Source organism: Pedobacter sp. AC464, assembly GCF_979253075.1.
Map to the genome: position 1 here is coordinate 1,276,282 of NZ_CEEDBV010000001.1, position 19,373 is coordinate 1,295,654.

A 19,373-nucleotide genomic window follows, 5' to 3' on the forward strand; every position below is an offset into this window, starting at 1 on the left:
TTATAACCAGATTAAGGGGTTGCGAATTGGTAGATTTCTTATCACCTCTTCTACCTGAGGGTTGTGTTCTAATTTTTTCCAGGTGGCAAACCAAGTCTGTTCGCCATAAGCATTTGCACCAAAAATTAAAAAAGGTTGTGCAACCGGCCAGTCGTTCCAATACATAACATCTGGTTTAAGCGGCCAATTGCCTTTATCTGCTACAAACGGATAAAGATAAGTTATTCCTTTTTTTATAGGATTTTCCATCTGCAGTTTCGAAACGCCAAAGATTATTGTCTGGCGTTGATAATATGTGGCAAAGCATGGTCATCGCATCAAGATTAAAAATAGAGTAGCCGTAAGGTTTTGTACGTGCAAGTTCCAGGGGAAAACTTCCGTCTACGGCCATTTGGTTTGGCAATAAGTTGCTTTTAAAATTTGTCCTTATCGAATCCAACATATTATTATCGCCACAAAGCTTTGCAAAAGATGCCACTTGCATAGCCCAGCAAGTTGCATGGTTATTTTTCACCGTCTTTTCCTGAATGCCAGGTTTAGACGTGTTCAGCCACAAAATATACTCGGAGAACCATCCCTTTACGGCTTTAAGCGTTGCCTTATCAAAGACTTTCGCATTTTCCATAACAAGTGTCCCCTGCGCAACCTCCATTAAATGAATGGTATCGATAATTCCGTAGTTACGGCCAGTGAACTTGCCTTTGACAGCCTGGGCGAAGAGTAGATTTGGATTCATTAGCGTTTCACTATTTACAAACCACGCTTTGAGATGAAGAACTGCATGTTTTACATATTTCTCATCACCTGTAACTTGATAAGCCGACGCCAGTGCACCAATGATTTTACTAAAACGAACCATTGCTTTTCTGTGTTCGAGAAAATTATCGGGATTTGTTAAACCATCTCTGTTGATGTAAGCACCATCCGGATTTTTCGCATCAGGCCAGAAGTAATCAGCCTCAGAGAAGAAATCATGCTTACCACCAGCGCTCCTTGGCGAAGACGCAGCGGTGACTGTTACTGGCTTTTGCAGCAATGCCCAAGCCGCTTCAGCTAGAATTTGTTTCTTCAAAACCGATGTTGCTTCACGCTTTAAATCAAATCTTTGCGTATTCTCAGTTAAAGACTTAAATGAAGTGGCGCCTAAGTACAGAACGCAGATTATTGTGAAGGATATTATTTTCTTCATCGTTATAAATTTACAAAAACAGTTGGCAGACAATCCGATTTTACAGATACAACACTTTTACCGCTTTTTAAATCGGCAGAAATTATCGCCCGTCCGTTATAAGCCTGTACCTTTCTTGAGCCGGAGGAGGTGCCAAGGTTATCGATTAATTTACCATCGCCGGTTAAACCAAAGTTCATCCAGTTAACGGCATCTAAACATTGAACACCCTTATCATCAAAAAGCTTAACTTCAAGTGTCGCTATCCCCCCAACCTCACTAATCTTTTTCAACTCCATAGTTGAAGGCTTGCCCCATTTCGCGGTCTGATATATGAACTTGATTTCATCGGTTACAATTTCATTCCCTTTTTTAGCCACTACCTTTACAACATTCCCGCCGTTTACAAATGGCAGGTTCCACCGCAAACCTGCAGCGGGATAATCCTGGCTATTCCGTTTTTTGGTACCAAAAGATTTTCCATTCAAGAATATTTCGGCTTCACTACAATTAGAGTAAACTTTTACCATCTTTTCTTCGCCGGCGTCGCCCCAACGAATTGGCCATGTGTGCCCATAAATATGAACCATTGGCTTGTTAGTCCAGTATGACTGGAAGACATAATAGGCTTCTTTTTTTGTTAAGTCGCGTTCCACAACGCCTTTCTGGTTCATATAAGGCACAGGATTATCCGGCCTTACAGGCGTAGAAAAATCTTTGAACGGCCAGTAAGCAGTTCCACTTAGCCAAGGCATTGTTTCCTGCTCTTTCAAATGCCAGTCGATAAGGTTTGTGATGTATGATTCGCTCCAATCGCCGTCTTTTGAAATCCGGGCCGCACCGCCATAGAGCGAGGCATCGCCTGCCCTTTCATCGGCACTGCCACCGGTCTTAATTTTACTTAAAGCCTTGTCCGGATTTTCCGAATGACGCAAGGCATGACTATCGCCGCCCCACTCTACATGTAAAAAGCGTTTAACCTTCTTAAATTCGTCTATCGAAACCTGTTTGTAGTCAGTATATGCACCACGATACCATCCTGCCCATATTGAAGGCGAATAAACATCAACGATATCGCTGCAAAAATCACATCGCCTGATCGCGGTGTAACGAGAAGAATCCAGCTTGTGCGACGTGTCGTTTAACTCCTTCATAAAAGTCCTGATTTTCTCCTTATCGAATTCAGGGAAATCTCCTGGCCAGTCATTTTCATTTCCCAGGCCCCAAATGATAATTGAGGGATGGTTGTAATGCTGTTCAATCATGTTTTTCAGCATGGTTCTGGCTTGATTTTTATAAACATCGCCGCCTAAACCGCCTCTACACCAGGGAATTTCCTCCCAAACTAAAATACCGAGGCTGTCGCAAAGATTTAACACAATTCTAGATTGCTGATAATGGCCTAAACGGATAAAGTTTACTCCCATGTCTTTCATCATCACCATTTCCTTCCTGATAAGATCTTCGGTCATCGCAGCGCCAAGGCCAGCGTGGTCTTCGTGGCGATGTGTTCCTCTGAGTAGCAAACGCTTTCCATTCAATTTAAATGGCCCTTTTTCAACAAAGTTGATGTTTCGGAAGCCTACTCTCTCCTCGCTTTTAGAGTTTCCACCAGAAGAAATTACCTCGTAAGCTAAAGTATACTGAACCGGTTTTTCGGTGGTCCACAGCACTGGCTTCTTTATCGTAATTGACGATATCTCCAAATCACCTGAAAGACTAGTCAACCGCTTGACTGCTTTGAAAACTACTTTTCCATTTGGGTCCAGGAGCCTAAAGTTCAGGTCTGCATTGCCGACTTTCGAAGGATTGTAAAACCTTGCTGTAACCGTAACGGTACCCGTTTTACCCAACGAATCTACAGCAGCTTTAACAAACATCTTATCTACAGACAAGGCAGGTACATAAACCAGGTTTAGATAGCGGTAAATGCCACCGTAAACATTAAAGTCTGATAAATCTGAAGGAATCATTTCCAGGTCTCTTGAGTTATCTGTTCGAATGGAAACAGGCACTTTGCCTTTGAACTGCTTTTTAAAGGCATCAGTTTTCTTAAAAGCCTCAACAGCTTCTGTGATATCTGCAGTCCACTCGTCATAACCGCCAACGTGGGTAGCAACTTTAGTAGTGTAAACATAAACTTCCGTTTTTTGTCCGGCACCTTCAAAATGCAAAAGCGTTCTGCCGTTTGGATGAGGATTTGCAATGCTGAGTTGCGTACGGTACCAGGCCGGACCCTGGTAATAATTTACATCAGGATCAACAGCGTCTTCGGCATTTACGCAATGCGGAAGATTTACATTTTGCCAAAGCGGTACAGCTTCAGGATTTCCGACACCAACTGGGCGCACAGCTTCCCAGATTCCACCTAAATCCTGTTTTAAAAATTCCCAGTTTTTATTTAACCTAATACTTTGCTGTGCAGATGCTAAGTAGCTGGTAAACAACAGAATTATTAAACATATATATTTCGAACTTTTAAACATCATAAAATATTAAATACTTAAACGGAGCTTCTTTTTTTCTAATAGGGAAACAATGGCGATAACCAAAAAAGCAATTAAAAAGGATCTTATAATTCCTCCGGTCCCGGTATTCAGAAAATGCGGGAAATGGAAATGAATGAGACCAAAGAAGGCATACAGAATGTAAGGTATCAGGTAACAGGTTAGCGTGCTTGTGCCAGCCGGTTTAATCAATTTGAAAAGGTTTCTTTGCTGCCTTGAATCCACAATATAAACCAGCAACTCGAAAGCAAGAATGGTAATGCCCATGCAAATAAACACCCAGGCCGGTGTGGCATAGATCTTGGAGATACCACCCGAAAGCGGGCGTATAAATGAACCAAAGATAATTGAAAGTGCGCCGGCTAAATTCAATAGGATCCAAAAGTTTGTATCTTTTCCTTTCGCAATTAATAAGGTGTAAAGGGTGGAGATTAAAACGCCACCTAGCATAAGCGTTATTGAAGACGCGTCGCCGATGAGCCCTATTTTCAGCGTCAAAATGCCCATATGTGTAAGTACGTTTATGGCGCTGAAAACTAAAAACGAAGGAATTAATAACCAGAGTTTCCCTTTAGAGAGCAGGTAAGTAAACGCTGTTACCAGGTAAGCCCAACCAATTATCCCCAAAATACCCCACCAATGTGGCTTCAGCCCCTCTGGATGCGCTGTAGTTCCTCCTTTGTAAATGATTGCCATTGCAATTAGGGCAGCAACACCGGTGCCAATTAAGGCCGTTCTTTTTGTCCGTGAAATTGATTGAGGATAATCAAGCCAAATCAGGAAAAAACATAAGGTAATGAGTATTGTATATACACCGTAAGGCAATAAGGCATCGGTTTTGTTGTAATTTTCTAAATTAACGTGAAAAAAACCCATTACAATGAGTGCCAGAGATCTTAAGAAAATATAAGCCGTAATGTGTGCAAAAGATTTTCCCTGCTTTATCCGGCTGTTGATTGCAAAAGGCAACGACAAGCCAACAATGAAGAGAAAAGCGGGAAATATTAGGTCTGAAAAGCCCATCCCGTCAACGTTTGCCTTAGTATGTTCTATCCAGGCCGGAATATTTGAAACCCCTGCAACATCGTTAACAAAGATCATCAGGAACATGGTTATTGCTCTTAATGCATCAATTGACAAAATACGTGCAGGTAATTTATTCATCTGGTTTTAATTGCTCCTAATAGATTCTTCTTAGTTGTAAAGCATTTAGCACAGGTTTGCCTTCAATGGATGTAAAATCGATTGAAATACCCTTTTTATTGGCAACGGTTAATCGTACTTTCTTCTTTACAGCTTTTGTATATCCGAAATCGGCTGCAAGGTTTAGCTTGCTCATAAAAGATTCGCCATTAATTTCGACATCGAAAATACGCTGCTCCACAACTTCTTTTTTGTGGTTGTTATCCAGATTGTAAGCAAGGGCTTCTTTAGTATCCCCGCCAACAAGCTCTGCAAAATGCAGCGTCAGCTCATATTCGCCATCTGGCACGTCTAATCTAAATTGCTTTATCCCAACCCGCTGCGTTTGGTAAATTGGGTCGTTTTCAGTTTCCAATATATTCTTGTCGCTCCCATATAAAATTCTATTGTTTGTGCCCTTGTATGGCTCTCCTCCAATCCATCCCCAAGAATTTGTTCTATAAGGTTGATCGGGCATCCACAACTGTTGCTCTTTTTCATCGATAAAATACCGTTTAGAACCCAGCAGAATGTTCATATTTTTAAACGGTATTGGGTCAGAAAATTTGAAAGGTTGTAGCTGAAAGTTAATGTCAGCATTGTCATTGAGTGCACCTGAAACAACTGACAGCTGATTTTTACCATTTTCAAAAGCAACTGTCCAGGTGCAAATATGGTCGACCGCATTCTTTATCCCTAAGCTTTTACCGTTGAGAAATAATTCTGCTGAAGCCTGGTTCGTGGCAACCTGAATGTTCTGCGAGCTAACCAAACTTGCCGAATCTGCAACACCGCTTCTCTGTTTCCATTCGGAGGAGGTTATTTTTAAAAAGGGTTTTTCAGAAAGGTAAGCCTGATAAAGGAAATAGGTATCTTTTGGCTGTCTTCCAATGGTCAACAACCCTTTATTATTTATGTGAGGCATTGTTTCTTCACGGGTTTCTGAATTAAAATCAGCAAGATTCCAGGCCATACCACCACCGACAAACGGGCGCTCAAGCATTGCATTGAGGTAAGTTTGATGAAACTTAAGGCCATACTCAACGCTTTTATCAAACCTAACCGGCTCAAACGAACGTATCCGAGGGTCGGCATCTGCACCATATTCCGTTACTAAAAACGGGACATTCGGCAACTCTTTATGATGACGATCTAAAAACTTCGCAAAATCGGCGGGAACGCCGGAATACCAGCCAGAATACAAGTTCCATCCAACTATCATCGGAATTTTTGTTAAACCAACTTTGTTATAAACATCCCAGGCGCCATGGTTAACCAACATTGTATAGCGTAAAGGGTCTTCTTTTCTGGTTAAATCATCTAACTTTTGCGCCAGCTGGCGAATATTTTCGTAATAAACCTGCTGCCTCGGCTTGTCATTTGCAAACTTCGGGCGGAGTAATATCTCATTCATATACGCCCAAATCACGATGCTTGGGTGGTTGAAGTTTTGTCTGATCATTTCCGTTTGCATGTTCAGGCAATTGCTCGTAAAAGCCTCAGTTTCAGTAATGGTGTTTACAACAGGAATTTCTACAGATGCAAGAATACCAAGCCTGTCGCAAGCCTCCAGAACCATTGGATCTTGTGGATAGTGGGCAACCCGCAAAAAGTTTCCGCCCATCTCCTTTAACAACTCAACATCTCTAACCTGCAAGGCATCGGGAACAGCATTACCTAAACCTTCGTAATCCTGATGGCGACTGGCACCGATAATTTTTACAGGCTTATCATTAAGGAAAAAACCTTTTTCGGCATCAAATTTAAACCATCTAAAGCCCAGCGGATTAGAAACTTCATCCAAAACAACTTTCGTTTTAGCATCGATAATTTTAGATATAACCCGGTATAGATAGGGGTTTTCCGGCGACCAGAGTTTTGGCTGACTGATGGATTTAAAATCCTGAACAACTACTTTATTTTCCTTTGATGCAAATTTGACATCAGAGAGTTGCGAGGCAATCTCCTTCCCTTCTGCATTGAAAATGCGTGTTTGAATTTGCACTTTTTTCGCCGATAAAGAAGCATTATCTACCAAACTTCTTACGTGCACGCTCGCCTTCGCGGCAGAAACATCCGGCGTAGAAATGTAAACACCAGAGCTGGCATGGTCGCCAGTTGAAAAGTGCACGGCCTCGGTAACCAGCAAACTAACATTCCGGTAAATGCCGCCGAAAAAAGTAAAATCTGCTGTTAGCGGAGGAATGTCTTCGTTGAAACGGTTATTCGCCCGAACTTCAATCAAATCATTTTTATAGTTTAAAAATTTGGTGATGGGAACGATAAACCTGGTGTAACTTCCGATGTGCTTTCCGGCAGACTGTCCGTTAACCAAAACTTCAGCTTCCTGCGCTACGCCGTTGAATACCAGAGCGATTTCCTTCCCTTTAAAAGAATCATCGTGTTTTAACAACCTTGTGTAAATGCCTAAACCGCGGTAGTAACCTGGTTCATCATCAAGCACATCAAATGCGTTCCAGGTATGAGGAAGGTTAATTTTCTCACTGGTTCCATGCTCCTTTTTAAACATCCAGCCATCATTAAGACTAATATTTCTTTGCGCATTAACAGATGTACTGCAGGCAAGAATTAACACAAAAGCCAATAAAAGACTTTGGGTTTTAACAAAAATAGCAGGGGTAATTTTTATCACTGAATTAGTATTATAGAATGTATTGCTTGTTTAATTTGTTAAAGTGAAATCTTTTTCGAGCTTAATATTGTCCGATGCGGTTCCGATCATCAATTTGAAATCTCCGGGTTCGGCACCCCATTTCAATTGCTGGTTGTAAAATGATAACTTTTCCTTATCAATTACAAAGCTGATATTTTTCGTTTCGCCAGCTTTAAGCATCACCTTGCGGAAATCTTTTAATTCTTTAACTGGCCGAACAACTGACGCAAATTTATCTTGCAGGTAAAGCTGCACAACCTCTTCCCCATCATATTTGCCTGTATTTTTTAAAGCTATGTTCACCGTAATTTTTTCGCCCATTGCCATTTGCGTTTTACTAAGATTTAAGTTGCTGTAATCGAAAGTTGTGTAACTTAAGCCGAAACCAAAAGCAAATTTCGGACTGTTGGGAGAATCGAGATAGGCTGATTTGTAGTTCCTGTCTTTATCACTTTTTGAAGGACGACCTGTGCTTAAATAGTTATAATACAAGGGAATCTGGCCTTCATCTCTTGGAAAAGTCATCGGTAATTTTCCGGCAGGATTGTAATCTCCGAACAAAACATTAGCCATTGCATTTCCGGCTTCGCTACCTAACCACCACGTGTACATAATTGCTGGAACGTTATCGGCCGTCCAGTTGAAAATAAGGGGCCTTCCGGCCATAAGTAAAACAACAACAGGTTTCCCAGTTGCCTGTATTGCTTTGATTAAATCTTCCTGCACTCCAGGGATGTGGATATTCGTTTTACTTTTTGCCTCACCCGTCATATCCAAAGTTTCTCCGGCAGCAATAATTACAACATCAGCTTGTTTGGCAGTTTCAATTGCTTCAGCGAAACCTGTTTTAGAAGAGTCGGTAATGCTGCAACCTTTCGCATAAAGTAGCTCTGTGTTATTGCCAACTTTGTTTTTTAAACCTTCGTAGAGAGATACCAGCTTATCATTTTCCCAAGCAACCGACCAGAAGCCCTGCATATCTTTCTCTGATTTTGCAAGCGGACCGATTACCGCAATTTTTTTAAGATTTTTGGAGAGGGGCAAAATTTGCTTTTCATTTTTTAGCAATACGATGCTTTTCTCAGCCATTTTTAAAGATGCTGCCCTGTTCTGTGGCGAATTCAATTCCTGCTCCTGGCGGGTCTGGTTGCTAAAGCGATAAGGATCGTCAAATAAACCGAGTTCAAATTTCTTCCGAAGAATTCTTCTTACCGCATCATCAATTAAAGCCATCGGAACTTTTTTATCGGTCACCAGTTTTGCTAATGATGGTAAATAGCTTCTGCTTTCCATGTCCATATCGCTGCCTGCTTTAATAGCCAACTCTGCGGCCTGGGCTTTATCTTTGGCATAACCATGGGCAATCATTTCACCTATTGAGCCCCAGTCGCTCACCACAAAGCCTGTGTACTTCCACTGTCCTTTTAAAATGTCACGTTGCAGGTAAGCATTTCCTGTAGCGGGGATTCCATTTAAAGTATTAAAAGAATTCATAAAAGTGGCAGCACCGGCGTCTACCGCAGCTTTAAACGGCGGCAGATAAGTTTCCCATAAAGTATGTTCGCTCATATCAACGGAGTTGTAGTCGCGACCGGCAATTGCCGCTCCATATGCTGCAAAATGTTTGGCACAAGCCATTATTGCATCAAGATTGCCCAATCCTTTTCCTTGAAAACCTTTTACCCGAGCCCGTGCAATTTGTGAACCTAAATAAGTGTCTTCTCCTGCACCTTCCATTACCCGCCCCCAGCGTGGGTCGCGGGCAATATCAACCATTGGCGCAAATGTCCAGTGGATGCCGGAGGCGGCGGTTTCCCTGCCAGCAACTCTGGCCGCATTCTCCATTTCATTCAAATCCCAGCTGGCAGCTTCTGCCAGTGGAATAGGGAAAGTTACGCGGTACCCATGGATGACATCAAGACCAAAAATTAACGGAATTTTCATTCGCGATTGCATGGCTACCTCCTGCACTGCTCTTGTTTCAGCAGCGCCACGTACGTTAAGCATAGAGCCCAGTTTGCCATCCCTAATGTCTTTCAGTTTATTAGGATTATTGGTGATAGGCCCGGTAGCATCGCGGTCTCCCGTGTATTGATTAAGCTGCCCAATTTTTTCATCAAGCGTCATCAGTTTTAATACCGAATCGATCTTCTTTTCAATTCTTTTATCCTGAGCTGAAGCTGAAGAAAAAGAAGCGGCAATAATTAAAGCTGATGCTAAGTAATTTTTCATGATTTGTCTATTTTACGCCGTCTATTATACCTTGATAAGCTGCTTTGCGTTCATATTGAGCATCAAAAGGCAGTGGCCAATCCTTTCGGTTATAGTTTGTTGGAATCCAGCTGTCGGCATCGGTTACATTCCATTGTGTAATACCGAATTGCTGTGCTTTTGGAATTGCATTGTAAGCCTCAACAATGGCTTTGTACTTCGCCGCCTGTTGCCCGGCCAGCGTTGCGGTATAAGTTATCGATTGGCTATTATCAGGATTAAGCGATACATCAAGTTCCGAAATATGGACTTTAAGACCGGTGGCAGCAGCTGTCGAAATTGCCGTTACCAGGTTGTTATCCGCCTGCGTTACCCTGGTATGCATTTGCAGACCAATCCCATAAATTGGAATACCTTTAGTTTTTAAATCGTTAACCAAATTAAGTATCGCGGTACGCTTTGTCGGCCCGAACTCCTGCCCATAATCATTATAAAAAAGTAATGCGTTTGGGTCTGCCTCATGCGCATATTTAAACGCTCTGGCAATATAATCTACGCCAAGTTTTTGAACCCAGATGCTATTCCTGAACGTTCCATCTTCATTTATGGCTTCATTGACAACATCCCAAGAAGTTACCTTGCCTTTAAAATGCCCTACCACAGTTTGGATGTGGCTTTTTAGTAAAAGTTCCCAATCGGCTGTTGTGCCCTGAAAATTAGTTACCCAATCTGGCAGCGACTTGTACCAGTTTAGCGTGTGGCCATGAATGCGCTTTCCATTTGCTAAAGCAAAATCGACCAGATAATCTGCATCGTTAAAGTTATATGTATCTTTTGCCGGATGAACCGAAGCAAATTTCATTGCATTCTCTGCGGTTATGCTGTTAAATTCTTTGATAACAAGATTTCGATAATTAGCATTATTTTTTATTAAAGAAACGTTGACCGCAGCACCCATTTTAAAGGGCATGTCTTTTTGCAGGGTTGAATCAAAATTCGAAATTGGTGGCGTATCAAGAGTGCGCTGAGCGCCATCTTTTGCGCAAGATATACCCAACAACGCAATTGGAACGATTATCTTTTTTAAAATACTAATTTTCGTTAATGCCATAATCTCTACTTGTATTTAGCCTGCATCTGGTCGTAAAAGTTTTTAAGCACATAAAATGCCTTCTTCTTTTTACCTGTTTCGCTGATTAAACCTTTGCGGTTCCAGAAATTTTGGTAGATGGGATGCTGCCTTCTTGGCGAACGAAAATCAGTTAAAATCCACGGTGTCATGCCACGGAGTGCTCCAATTTTACTAAGCATAGTAATCTGGTTTTTATACAGCGCTTCCTGATACTCTTCACTCCAGCGTGTATTTTCATCGGCATGAAAACCGCCCAGTGCGTCGCCACCAAATTCGGTTATTACAACAGGTTTAGTATATTTAATATTGAAGCTATATTTTGTAATTTCTGATGGATTTCCACCCCAGTACCAACCCGCATATTCATTAAAGCTTACCAAATCGATTTTTTCGCCAAGGGGGTCGTTTAAAATAATCGAATTACCTTCGCGGTGAACTTCCAAAGCCGCAGCAACCAATCTCGTATCATCTAAAGAACGGGCTGTTTCTGCCAGGTTACTCATAAAACTCAGTCTTGCATCGCTCAAAGGTGTTTCATTCCCTATAGACCAAACAATAACGCTTGCACGGTTTTTATCGCGAACAATTAAATCTGTAAGCTGCTGTTTTGCATTTGCGTAGGTAGCGGGGTTAGTCCAGCTGATGGTCCAGTAAACCGGCACCTCTGCCCAAACAAGTAAACCCATTTCATCCGCAAGGCGAATCATTTCTTCATTATGCGGGTAATGTGCCAAACGAACATAGTTGCAATTCATGTCTTTCGCCCACTGCAGCATCATCCGCATATCGCCTTCCGAGCGAAGCCGCCCAGCAATCAAGGGATTTTCATCGTGAATCGAAATACCCCTCAGGAATACCGATTTTCCATTGAGTAGAATGCTGTCGCCATTAACCTGAATGGTTCTGAATCCTATTTTGTCATCAATATTTTCTCTTTCTGTTTTAATATTTACGCCGTAGAGCTTTGGTGTTTCTGGCGACCAGAATGTTAGGTTGTTCCATGTAAAGTTATCATTGATTTTACCCTCTGAATCAGTTTTGTATTTCTTCTCCAGCTTCAACTCCGGAATCGTTAATGTCACCTCCTGGTTTGCAGTGGCATCAGCAAGTTTAACCGAAAAGTTCAGAAGGTTATTGTTTCCTTTAACCAGTTGCAGTTTATAATCGCTGATGAAATGTTCAGGAAATTCTGCCAGAAAAACATCACGGGTGATACCGCCATAATTCCACCAGTCGGTGTTAACGGTTGGTATTTCATCCTGTTTTCTGATGTTATCAACTTTAAGGATAAGCGAATTTTCGCCCGCTTTAAGTAAACTGGTAACATCAAACTGAAAAGGCGTGAAGCCGCCTTTATGTACGCCAAGTTTTTTGCCATTAAGGTAAACATGAGCCTCATAGTTAACGGCACCAAAATAAACGTAGTATTTCTTTCCTTTCTCAGGTTTTGCATCAAATTTTCTTCGCAGCCAGATGTTGCCTTCATAAAGTTCCAGTTTTTCTGACTGAGAGTTCCAGTCTCCGGGCACATTCATTTGTGGCGAATAATCAAAATTATATTCAATCAATTCCGATTTGTCTTTCTGAACCTTGTCATCAAAGTAACCACCAGTACCGGTCTTCGATTGGTCGAACGGGTCGTGCCTGTAGTCGTAGTAACCATTTTCATACGGATCGATAATGTAGTTCCATTTGCCATTAAGGCTTTGGATTTTTCTACCCTGAATATTCTGGATAGAGGTAACCTGGGCGTAGCTGATTGAAGTAAGAAGCGATAAAAAGATGAAAAATACTTTAAAGGTTGATTTCAGCATGATATAAATGTTTAAGGATAAATTATTGCTAATTCAAAACTAACAATTATTTAATGGACGGTGTTTAACCGTCCACTTTAAATTTATTCTATTTCAAAACCATTAGTAGCCAGGGTTTTGCCCTAACGCTGGCGATCTGTTTAATTCGTTCTGCGAGATTGGATATAAATAGTTTCTGGGAGTGAAAACCCTGTTCTCTACCGTAAAAGGCGTGTAAGTAAATGTAGCGGGCGCAGTTTGTACAATTCGCATTCCGGTTACCGCTTTGTTAAAAGTTATCTCGGCCTCTTTCCAACGGCGAACATCGTAAAAACGGTGTTCTTCAAAACACAACTCTACCCTACGCTCATTCCTAATCCGTTTTCTTAACTCAGCCTGCGTTGGTGCAACATAGCCATTAGCCGATGGGTTTGTTGTTTGTAAAAGCGGCATCTGGACACCTGTTCTGTTCCGAATCAGATTAATAACCCGTAATATTTCGGTTTGCGCCGCAGCACCTTGTACTTCATTAAGTGCTTCCGCATAGTTTAAGAGTACTTCTGCGTAGCGGAAAAATATCCATGGCCTGCGAACGTTGGTAGTCGTTGGTCCCCAGGCAGCAGTTTCGCTCAAATATTTACGAAGATAGTAACCTGTTTTTGTGGCGTTGATGTTTAGGTTCAAGCCATCCTTGCCACCAACATAGGTATCAACCGTCTTATTTTTAAACGTGGAACCATTGTACATGATTGAAAAATTTAAACGAGGGTCGCGATTTGCATAAGGATTTGTTGCAGCGTAACCAGAATTGGCGTCAGTAATTAGCCGGCCGGTAGAGCGTACTTCAAATGCATCAACTAATTCTTGTGTCGGGTTTGTACGCCCGTTTGCGGCATCGTAGCTAATAGGGGCATTATTTACTTCAATAGAATTTGTATTTAATGTTGATGTTGCAAATATTGTTTCGGAATTAAATGCACCATTGTTCCACAACCAGATGTTTGGGTATGAGGTATAAATGCTGTGTTTTCCGGTATCCATTAACCTTTTTGCCGCATCTGCGGCAGCCTGCCATTTCGTTATATCATTGCCTGGATTGTATTGCGGACTTGCAGCGTACAGTAGCAATCTCGCCTTTAAAGCCATTGCAGCTGTTTGTGTCGCCCTGCCCCTATCCGAAGTTCTCCATTCTGTTGGCGACAATGGCAATCTTGCAATTGCTTCCTCGCAATCCTTAGAAATCTGATCTACGCATTGCTGAAAAGTATTTCTTGGTAAATCAAGGTTATCGTTTACCGTTAATGTTTGCGTAACGATTGCATAGCTGCCATATCGTTTTAAAAGTTCGAACTGGAAAAAAGCCCGCAAAAAGTAAGCCTGCCCTTTTAAACGCTCTACCTGGACCGCATAAGTTTGATTGGCAGCAACGTTGGCTGGTACAACCTCATCCAATGGAATTACGGCGCTGCCATCGATATTCTCCATAAACATATTTGCCTTGCGTATGCCAACATACATATCTGCCCAAACCTCATCAAAAGGTTTTGCTGCGCTCCATGTACCGTTCGTTAAGGTCAAAATTGAAGAATTCTGATTGGAATTTACGGCTTCATCCGTTCCCGAAGCAAACAAGGCGCCTGCGTTATCTACATTGTATCGATCTGATAAAACAGCGTAAACATTATTTAAAAAATTCCTGGCATAATCCGGATTTGCCCAAAGCTGCGCCTGGGTGATGTCGTTTCCCCCACTAAAAGAACCATCTTGAAGAAAGCTGTCTTTTTTACATCCTGTTACCTGGAAGGTTAAAAAAGCGATGATTAGATAAAATATATTTTTTTTCATTGTCTTATCTTTTAAAATTTCAAGTTCAATCCAAATGAATAAATTTTCATGTAAGGATATGATGCACTGTTTATAGAACCTATGGTAGATGCAAAACCGGATTCCGGAAGCTCAGGGTCAATATTTAAATCGCCAAGCTTATCAAATGTTAAAAGATTTAGACCGCTTACATAAAAACGCAATTGGGAAATCTTCAATTTTTTGATAAATGAAGGCGACAAAGAGTAGCCCAGTTCTACATTTTTCAACCGAATGTAATCGCCGGAACGTATCCAAAAATCAGAGTTTGCAGTATTGTTACCACGGTCGGTTAACAGCAAACGTGGATAGGAAGCATTAGGATTTTCTGGTGTCCACCTGTCTACACTGAATTGATTTAGATAGCCGTTGTTGGCTGTACCCCCATTTACCAATTGCTGAATGGTGATTGAACGACCGCTTGTTCCCTGAAATAAAAAGTTTAAATCGAAATTTTTAACAGCCACAGAAGCGCCAAAACCGAAGTAAGCTTTAGGCACAAAGTTGAAATCTGTTCTTACGCGGTCTAAATCGTTAATCACACCATCGGCATTCTGATCCACGTATTTAATATCGCCCGGCTTAACTTCCCTTGATAATTGCTGTACCGGCGAAGCGTTTATCTGTGCCTGATTCTGAAATATTCCATCAGATATAAGCATTGAGCTTATATAACCTGGATTAGTTGATGCTGTACCAGACGGCGCTATAACACTCGAAATAGGGTGACCAAGCGATTTCTGATAAGCAGGGAGGTTAGCAGCTTCGTTGATTGCTAAAATCTTACTAACGTTATAAGTGAAGTTTCCGAAAAGGTTCAGATTTACGTCTCCAAGTCTTTTATTGTAATTTACCCCTGTTTCAAAACCCCTGTATTCTGCTTCGCCTTCATTAACGAAGATTAAACTCTGGCCCAGGGTGCTGGGTAACAAAGAACCTGTTGTCAGGTTTTTCCTGTCTTCGTAAAAATAATCTGCGCTGATGGAAAGCGATTGTTTTAACATCCTGGCATCAAAACCAATACTGGTTTTATAAGCCTTCTCCCATGTTAAATATGGATTTGCCAAAGCGAGTTGTCCTGTTCCGCCAACGCCGGCAAATGCAGTTCCGAAAGTATAGCCAGTGGTGCTTCGGCTATAAAAATCGTTGAAAGCAAAACGCCTCGCTGAACCAATTGCATCATTGCCCACGATACCATAAGAGCCACGGATTTTTAATAAATCAAGCCATTTTGATGTCCCTTTCATGAAGTTTTCATCAGATAAAATCCATCCTGCTGAAGCTGCAGGAAAGAAACCGTAGCGACGGCCGGGTGCAAAGTTTTCAGAACCTGAGTAACCCGCGGTTAGATCAACAAAATAGCGCTGGATAAAACCGTAAGATAATCTGTTAGACCAACCCTCGCGCCTTACATCCAGGTTTCCGAACGAAGCCAGATTAGCCCTCGAAACCCGCGAAGAAAACTTAATGTCATGTTTTCCAAAAGTGCGGTTGTAATCTAAACCCGCCCAAAATTCACTCTTCTTTACGTTACCAGAAAAAGCATTGCCCTGGTAATTTACTTTAGTTGCAGTACCGTAAGTAGTGTACACGCCGTTTGCACCAAGTTCTGAAGTAGCGTAAGTTTCAGAAAAACCTGAACGGTACAAACCTGCAATATCATAAGCATAAAATACTTCCGCCGAAAGGCCCTTTAAAATGCCATCCATTTTTTGGCGGGCACTGATGGTTGCCAACATGTTACGCATTAAATCTGTACTGGCACCCCTTGCCTGCAACATTGCCAAAGGATTATTTTGTGAGAAAATGGAAGTTCCGCCATAAGAACCATTAGGATTTAAAATTGGAAAAGCATTTGCAGGCGTTGAATAAACGGCATTTAGGAACGTACCCGTACCTGCATTTGGGAATGTTAAATTCGTAATCCGACCGCCGATATCAAGCGCAACGTCCAAATTTTTGTTAACATGCAAATCGATATTCGTACGTAAATTATATCGGTTAAAATCTGTATTTGCATCGTAAGCTTCGTTATTGCCACCTTTATAAAAACCACCTTGCTGGTATGCACTCAATAAAGTGTAGTACTTTATAAAAGCATTTCCACCGGTAACCGATGCAACATAGCGCTGTGTTGGTGCAACTTTCTTTGTAAAATCTCTAACAAAATTGTTGTTTGGGTACTTTATCGGGTCCGACCCATCCTGGTAAGCCTGCAAGGCAGCCTGATTGTAAACCGCAGCACCGCCACTGTTTACTGATGCTTCGTTATAAAGACTTGCATAGGTATAAGCATCCAGCGGCTGGGTAATTTGCAAAGGTGCCTGTAAACCAGCCTGCGCATCGAACGTAACTTTGGTGCTTGTTGCGCTACCGCGTTTGGTTTTTACATAAATTACGCCATTTGCACCATACATTCCATACCATGCAAGTGTTGAAGCATCTTTTAACACGCTAACACTTTCAATTTCACCCAAATCCATTGCCGTAAAATCTCTTTCAATTCCATCAACCAATATCAGTGGCTCCTGGTTACTGTTGTACGATGAACGGCCGCGAACCAGAAAGCTGGAAACATCGTAGCCCGGTTGCTGAGAACCACTTGGATAAACGGCCAGGCCAGGAATTCTGCCTGTAAAAACATTAGTTAATGATGATGATGGAATTTGAGGCAGGTTTTCTGTAGTAATGGTGCTAATGGTAGCAGTTACTTCCCTCCTTTTTCTAACACCAAAAGGAATGTAAACATTATCATCGTCACCGGCATCAATTAAGCTCCTGGTTAAAATTACATCGTTATTGTTTATTTCTGCAGCCGGTTTAAGAACAGTTCCAAAACCAACAAACTTAAACACTAAAACATCACTGGTGGTGGCATCGATAGAAAAGTTACCGGATGCATCTGTAGAAACCGACTTATTTGTTTTGTCTTCCTGGATTGTGATGGCAACCCCCGGAACAGGCTTCTTGTCTTTATCAACTACGCGTCCTTTTACCGTTACCGCTTCGTCGGGCTTTTGTCCGTATGCGCTCAGCATTCCTGCCAAAACAAGCATCAGACAAATAATATATTTTGATTTAATAAATTTCATATTGAAAAAATCTTTTAGCGTTATACTGATTAACTAACTATTCCCACCCCGGATTTTGTAACAAAACACCCTTGCTCTTGTAAATTTCCGCTCTCGGGATTGGATAAAGATTCTGAGTTTCAGACCATGTCTTTTGAAAAGTTGAGGTTAAAACAAAGGGCGTATAAGTAAATGAACCGTTGGTATTTTTTACAACATCCATCCCTTTCATTGGAACAGCAATTGTTTGCGCACCTGCTTTCCAGCGCATAATATCATACCAGCGGTGGTCTTCAAACGCAAGTTCAATTGCCCGTTCATGCCTGATGGCCGCACGCATTTCATCCTGGGTCATCCCGGCTTTTAAGCCGTATAAATTGTTTGTTCCAGGCAAAATTCCTGCACGTGTTCTGATTTTTATAAGTTGCTGATAAACAGATTGGTCTGGACCAACAGCCTCATTTTGCGCTTCAGCATAATTCAGCATCATTTCCGCGTAGCGGAAATAAATGTAATTAAGCAAAGTTGTACTTCCGCCAACAGTTCTGTAAACTTCCGGCCAGTATTTTTTGCAATAATAACGGGTTGCTGTGTACGTAATGGTTGGGTTGTAATCCTTTCCGTAAAGTGTTCTGCCTTGTGCATCAACAGTAGACCACATTTCTATTTTACCACCCTGCCAAGGGCGATCGTTGTAGATTATATTATCGTAAAACCGAGGCTCTCTGTTTTCGTAAGGTTTTTGTGGATTGTAACCCGAAGTTGGATCGGTAATGGCTTTACCGTTCGCCATATCATACATATCTACGTGATTTTGAGTTGGATTCATCTGCCCCTGAGCACCACCGGAACCTGGCGACATAGAAAAATCCTGCATCATTTCTCCCGATAGAGGCGTATTGCCTTTAATGCGAATCATAATGTACTCCGGAGACGAAGGCAGGTTCAACAAATCACCGTAAGTATTTTGCAAATCGTATCTTCCATCCATCAAAACTTTCGCAGCATCTGCCGCAGCCTGCCATTTGGTTTTATCGTTTGATGGATTATTTAACGGGCTTGCAGCATAAAGCAAAACTCTTGCTTTTAGTGCCTGTGCAGCTCCAATTGTTGGTCTGCCATAGTTAGATGGTCCATATGCAGCATCATCACCAAGTTTAGTAATTGCAATATTTAAATCGTTGATGATAAATTGTGTTACCTCGGCATAAGTTTTCCTTGGCAGGTTAATAGCATCGTTAACGCCGTACACCTTGTCGATAATTGGCACTCCGCCAAACCTTTTTGTAAGCTCGAAATATGACAAGGCACGTAAGAAGCGCATCTCGCCTTCAACCCTTACCGGGTCGAAAATTGGAACCGATGCATTTGGTGATGGTGGCACTTCGCCAATTCTTGCAAGCATTTTGTTGTGAATGGCAATGCCTGCATACATTAACTTCCAAACGCCGTAAATGTCATTCAGCGATGGGCCATTAGAATGATCATGGTATAAACCACGGTTTAATGAGGTAACCGAACCTTCAGAGTTGCCTGAAACGGCTTCATCAGATGCCTGTGCTGTACAACCACGGTGATCGTTAAAGCGAACATATTTTGTAATTAAATAGTTATACGCGTTGTCGGCAAACCTTGCTGCCAGCGCCGGATCGGCGAAAATTTCATCCTCACTAATTGCCACGCCTGGTGTACGTTCCAGATAGTCTTTCTTGCAGGAAGCGGAGAACAACAGTAAAAAAGCTATTGCTGTAAATATTTTGTAGTTTTTCATC

Annotated in this window: 11 protein-coding genes; all 11 read right to left on the bottom strand. The window is 41.7% G+C overall.

What is annotated here, in order from left to right:
- Complete coding sequence (locus tag AC0IWT_RS05515) at positions 1–165, bottom strand: hypothetical protein (protein WP_471796339.1); 165 nt, start codon at positions 163–165, stop codon at positions 1–3.
- Positions 166–193: 28 nt separating this feature from the next.
- On the bottom strand, positions 194–1,189 hold the full coding sequence (locus tag AC0IWT_RS05520) for an alginate lyase family protein (protein WP_471796340.1): 996 nt from the start codon (positions 1,187–1,189) through the stop codon (positions 194–196).
- 2 nt (positions 1,190–1,191) lie between these two features.
- Entirely contained in the window at positions 1,192–3,654 is a 2,463-nt protein-coding gene (locus AC0IWT_RS05525; protein ID WP_471797208.1) for a glycoside hydrolase family 2 protein, read from the bottom strand.
- 9 nt (positions 3,655–3,663) lie between these two features.
- A complete protein-coding gene (locus AC0IWT_RS05530; protein WP_471796341.1) occupies positions 3,664–4,839 on the bottom strand; it encodes a DUF5009 domain-containing protein in 1,176 nt (391 codons plus the stop codon).
- Positions 4,840–4,855: 16 nt separating this feature from the next.
- Positions 4,856–7,510, bottom strand: a complete 2,655-nt coding sequence (locus AC0IWT_RS05535) for a glycoside hydrolase family 2 TIM barrel-domain containing protein (RefSeq protein ID WP_471796342.1) — start codon at positions 7,508–7,510, stop codon at positions 4,856–4,858.
- A 30-nt stretch (positions 7,511–7,540) separates the two neighbouring features.
- Complete coding sequence (locus AC0IWT_RS05540; RefSeq protein WP_471796343.1) at positions 7,541–9,763, bottom strand: glycoside hydrolase family 3 N-terminal domain-containing protein; 2,223 nt, start codon at positions 9,761–9,763, stop codon at positions 7,541–7,543.
- Positions 9,764–9,770: 7 nt separating this feature from the next.
- Complete coding sequence (locus tag AC0IWT_RS05545) at positions 9,771–10,853, bottom strand: endo-1,4-beta-xylanase (protein ID WP_471796344.1); 1,083 nt, start codon at positions 10,851–10,853, stop codon at positions 9,771–9,773.
- 5 nt (positions 10,854–10,858) lie between these two features.
- Positions 10,859–12,688 carry a glycoside hydrolase family 2 protein gene (locus AC0IWT_RS05550; protein WP_471796345.1) on the bottom strand — a complete coding sequence of 610 codons (1,830 nt, stop codon included), beginning with the start codon at positions 12,686–12,688 and terminating at the stop codon, positions 10,859–10,861.
- A 102-nt stretch (positions 12,689–12,790) separates the two neighbouring features.
- Positions 12,791–14,512: a RagB/SusD family nutrient uptake outer membrane protein gene (locus AC0IWT_RS05555; protein WP_471796346.1), complete on the bottom strand. Its 1,722-nt coding sequence runs from the start codon at positions 14,510–14,512 to the stop codon at positions 12,791–12,793.
- Between the two features lie 11 nt (positions 14,513–14,523).
- Complete coding sequence (locus AC0IWT_RS05560; RefSeq protein ID WP_471796347.1) at positions 14,524–17,622, bottom strand: SusC/RagA family TonB-linked outer membrane protein; 3,099 nt, start codon at positions 17,620–17,622, stop codon at positions 14,524–14,526.
- 37 nt (positions 17,623–17,659) lie between these two features.
- Positions 17,660–19,372 (bottom strand): RagB/SusD family nutrient uptake outer membrane protein, encoded by a 1,713-nt coding sequence (locus AC0IWT_RS05565; RefSeq protein ID WP_471796348.1) that lies wholly within the window; start codon positions 19,370–19,372, stop codon positions 17,660–17,662.
- Between the last annotated feature and the right edge of the window lies 1 nt (position 19,373).

Excerpts from the sequence above, each read along its gene's own strand:
- AC0IWT_RS05515 (WP_471796339.1), bottom strand. The coding sequence starts at position 165 with ATGTATTGGAACGACTGGCCGGTTGCACAACCTTTTTTAATTTTTGGT.
- AC0IWT_RS05520 (WP_471796340.1), bottom strand. The coding sequence starts at position 1,189 with ATGAAGAAAATAATATCCTTCACAATAATCTGCGTTCTGTACTTAGGC.
- AC0IWT_RS05525 (WP_471797208.1), bottom strand. The coding sequence starts at position 3,654 with ATGTTTAAAAGTTCGAAATATATATGTTTAATAATTCTGTTGTTTACC.
- AC0IWT_RS05530 (WP_471796341.1), bottom strand. The coding sequence starts at position 4,839 with ATGAATAAATTACCTGCACGTATTTTGTCAATTGATGCATTAAGAGCA.
- AC0IWT_RS05540 (WP_471796343.1), bottom strand. The coding sequence starts at position 9,763 with ATGAAAAATTACTTAGCATCAGCTTTAATTATTGCCGCTTCTTTTTCT.
- AC0IWT_RS05545 (WP_471796344.1), bottom strand. The coding sequence starts at position 10,853 with ATGGCATTAACGAAAATTAGTATTTTAAAAAAGATAATCGTTCCAATT.
- AC0IWT_RS05550 (WP_471796345.1), bottom strand. The coding sequence starts at position 12,688 with ATGCTGAAATCAACCTTTAAAGTATTTTTCATCTTTTTATCGCTTCTT.
- AC0IWT_RS05555 (WP_471796346.1), bottom strand. The coding sequence starts at position 14,512 with ATGAAAAAAAATATATTTTATCTAATCATCGCTTTTTTAACCTTCCAG.
- AC0IWT_RS05560 (WP_471796347.1), bottom strand. The coding sequence starts at position 17,622 with ATGAAATTTATTAAATCAAAATATATTATTTGTCTGATGCTTGTTTTG.
- AC0IWT_RS05565 (WP_471796348.1), bottom strand. The coding sequence starts at position 19,372 with ATGAAAAACTACAAAATATTTACAGCAATAGCTTTTTTACTGTTGTTC.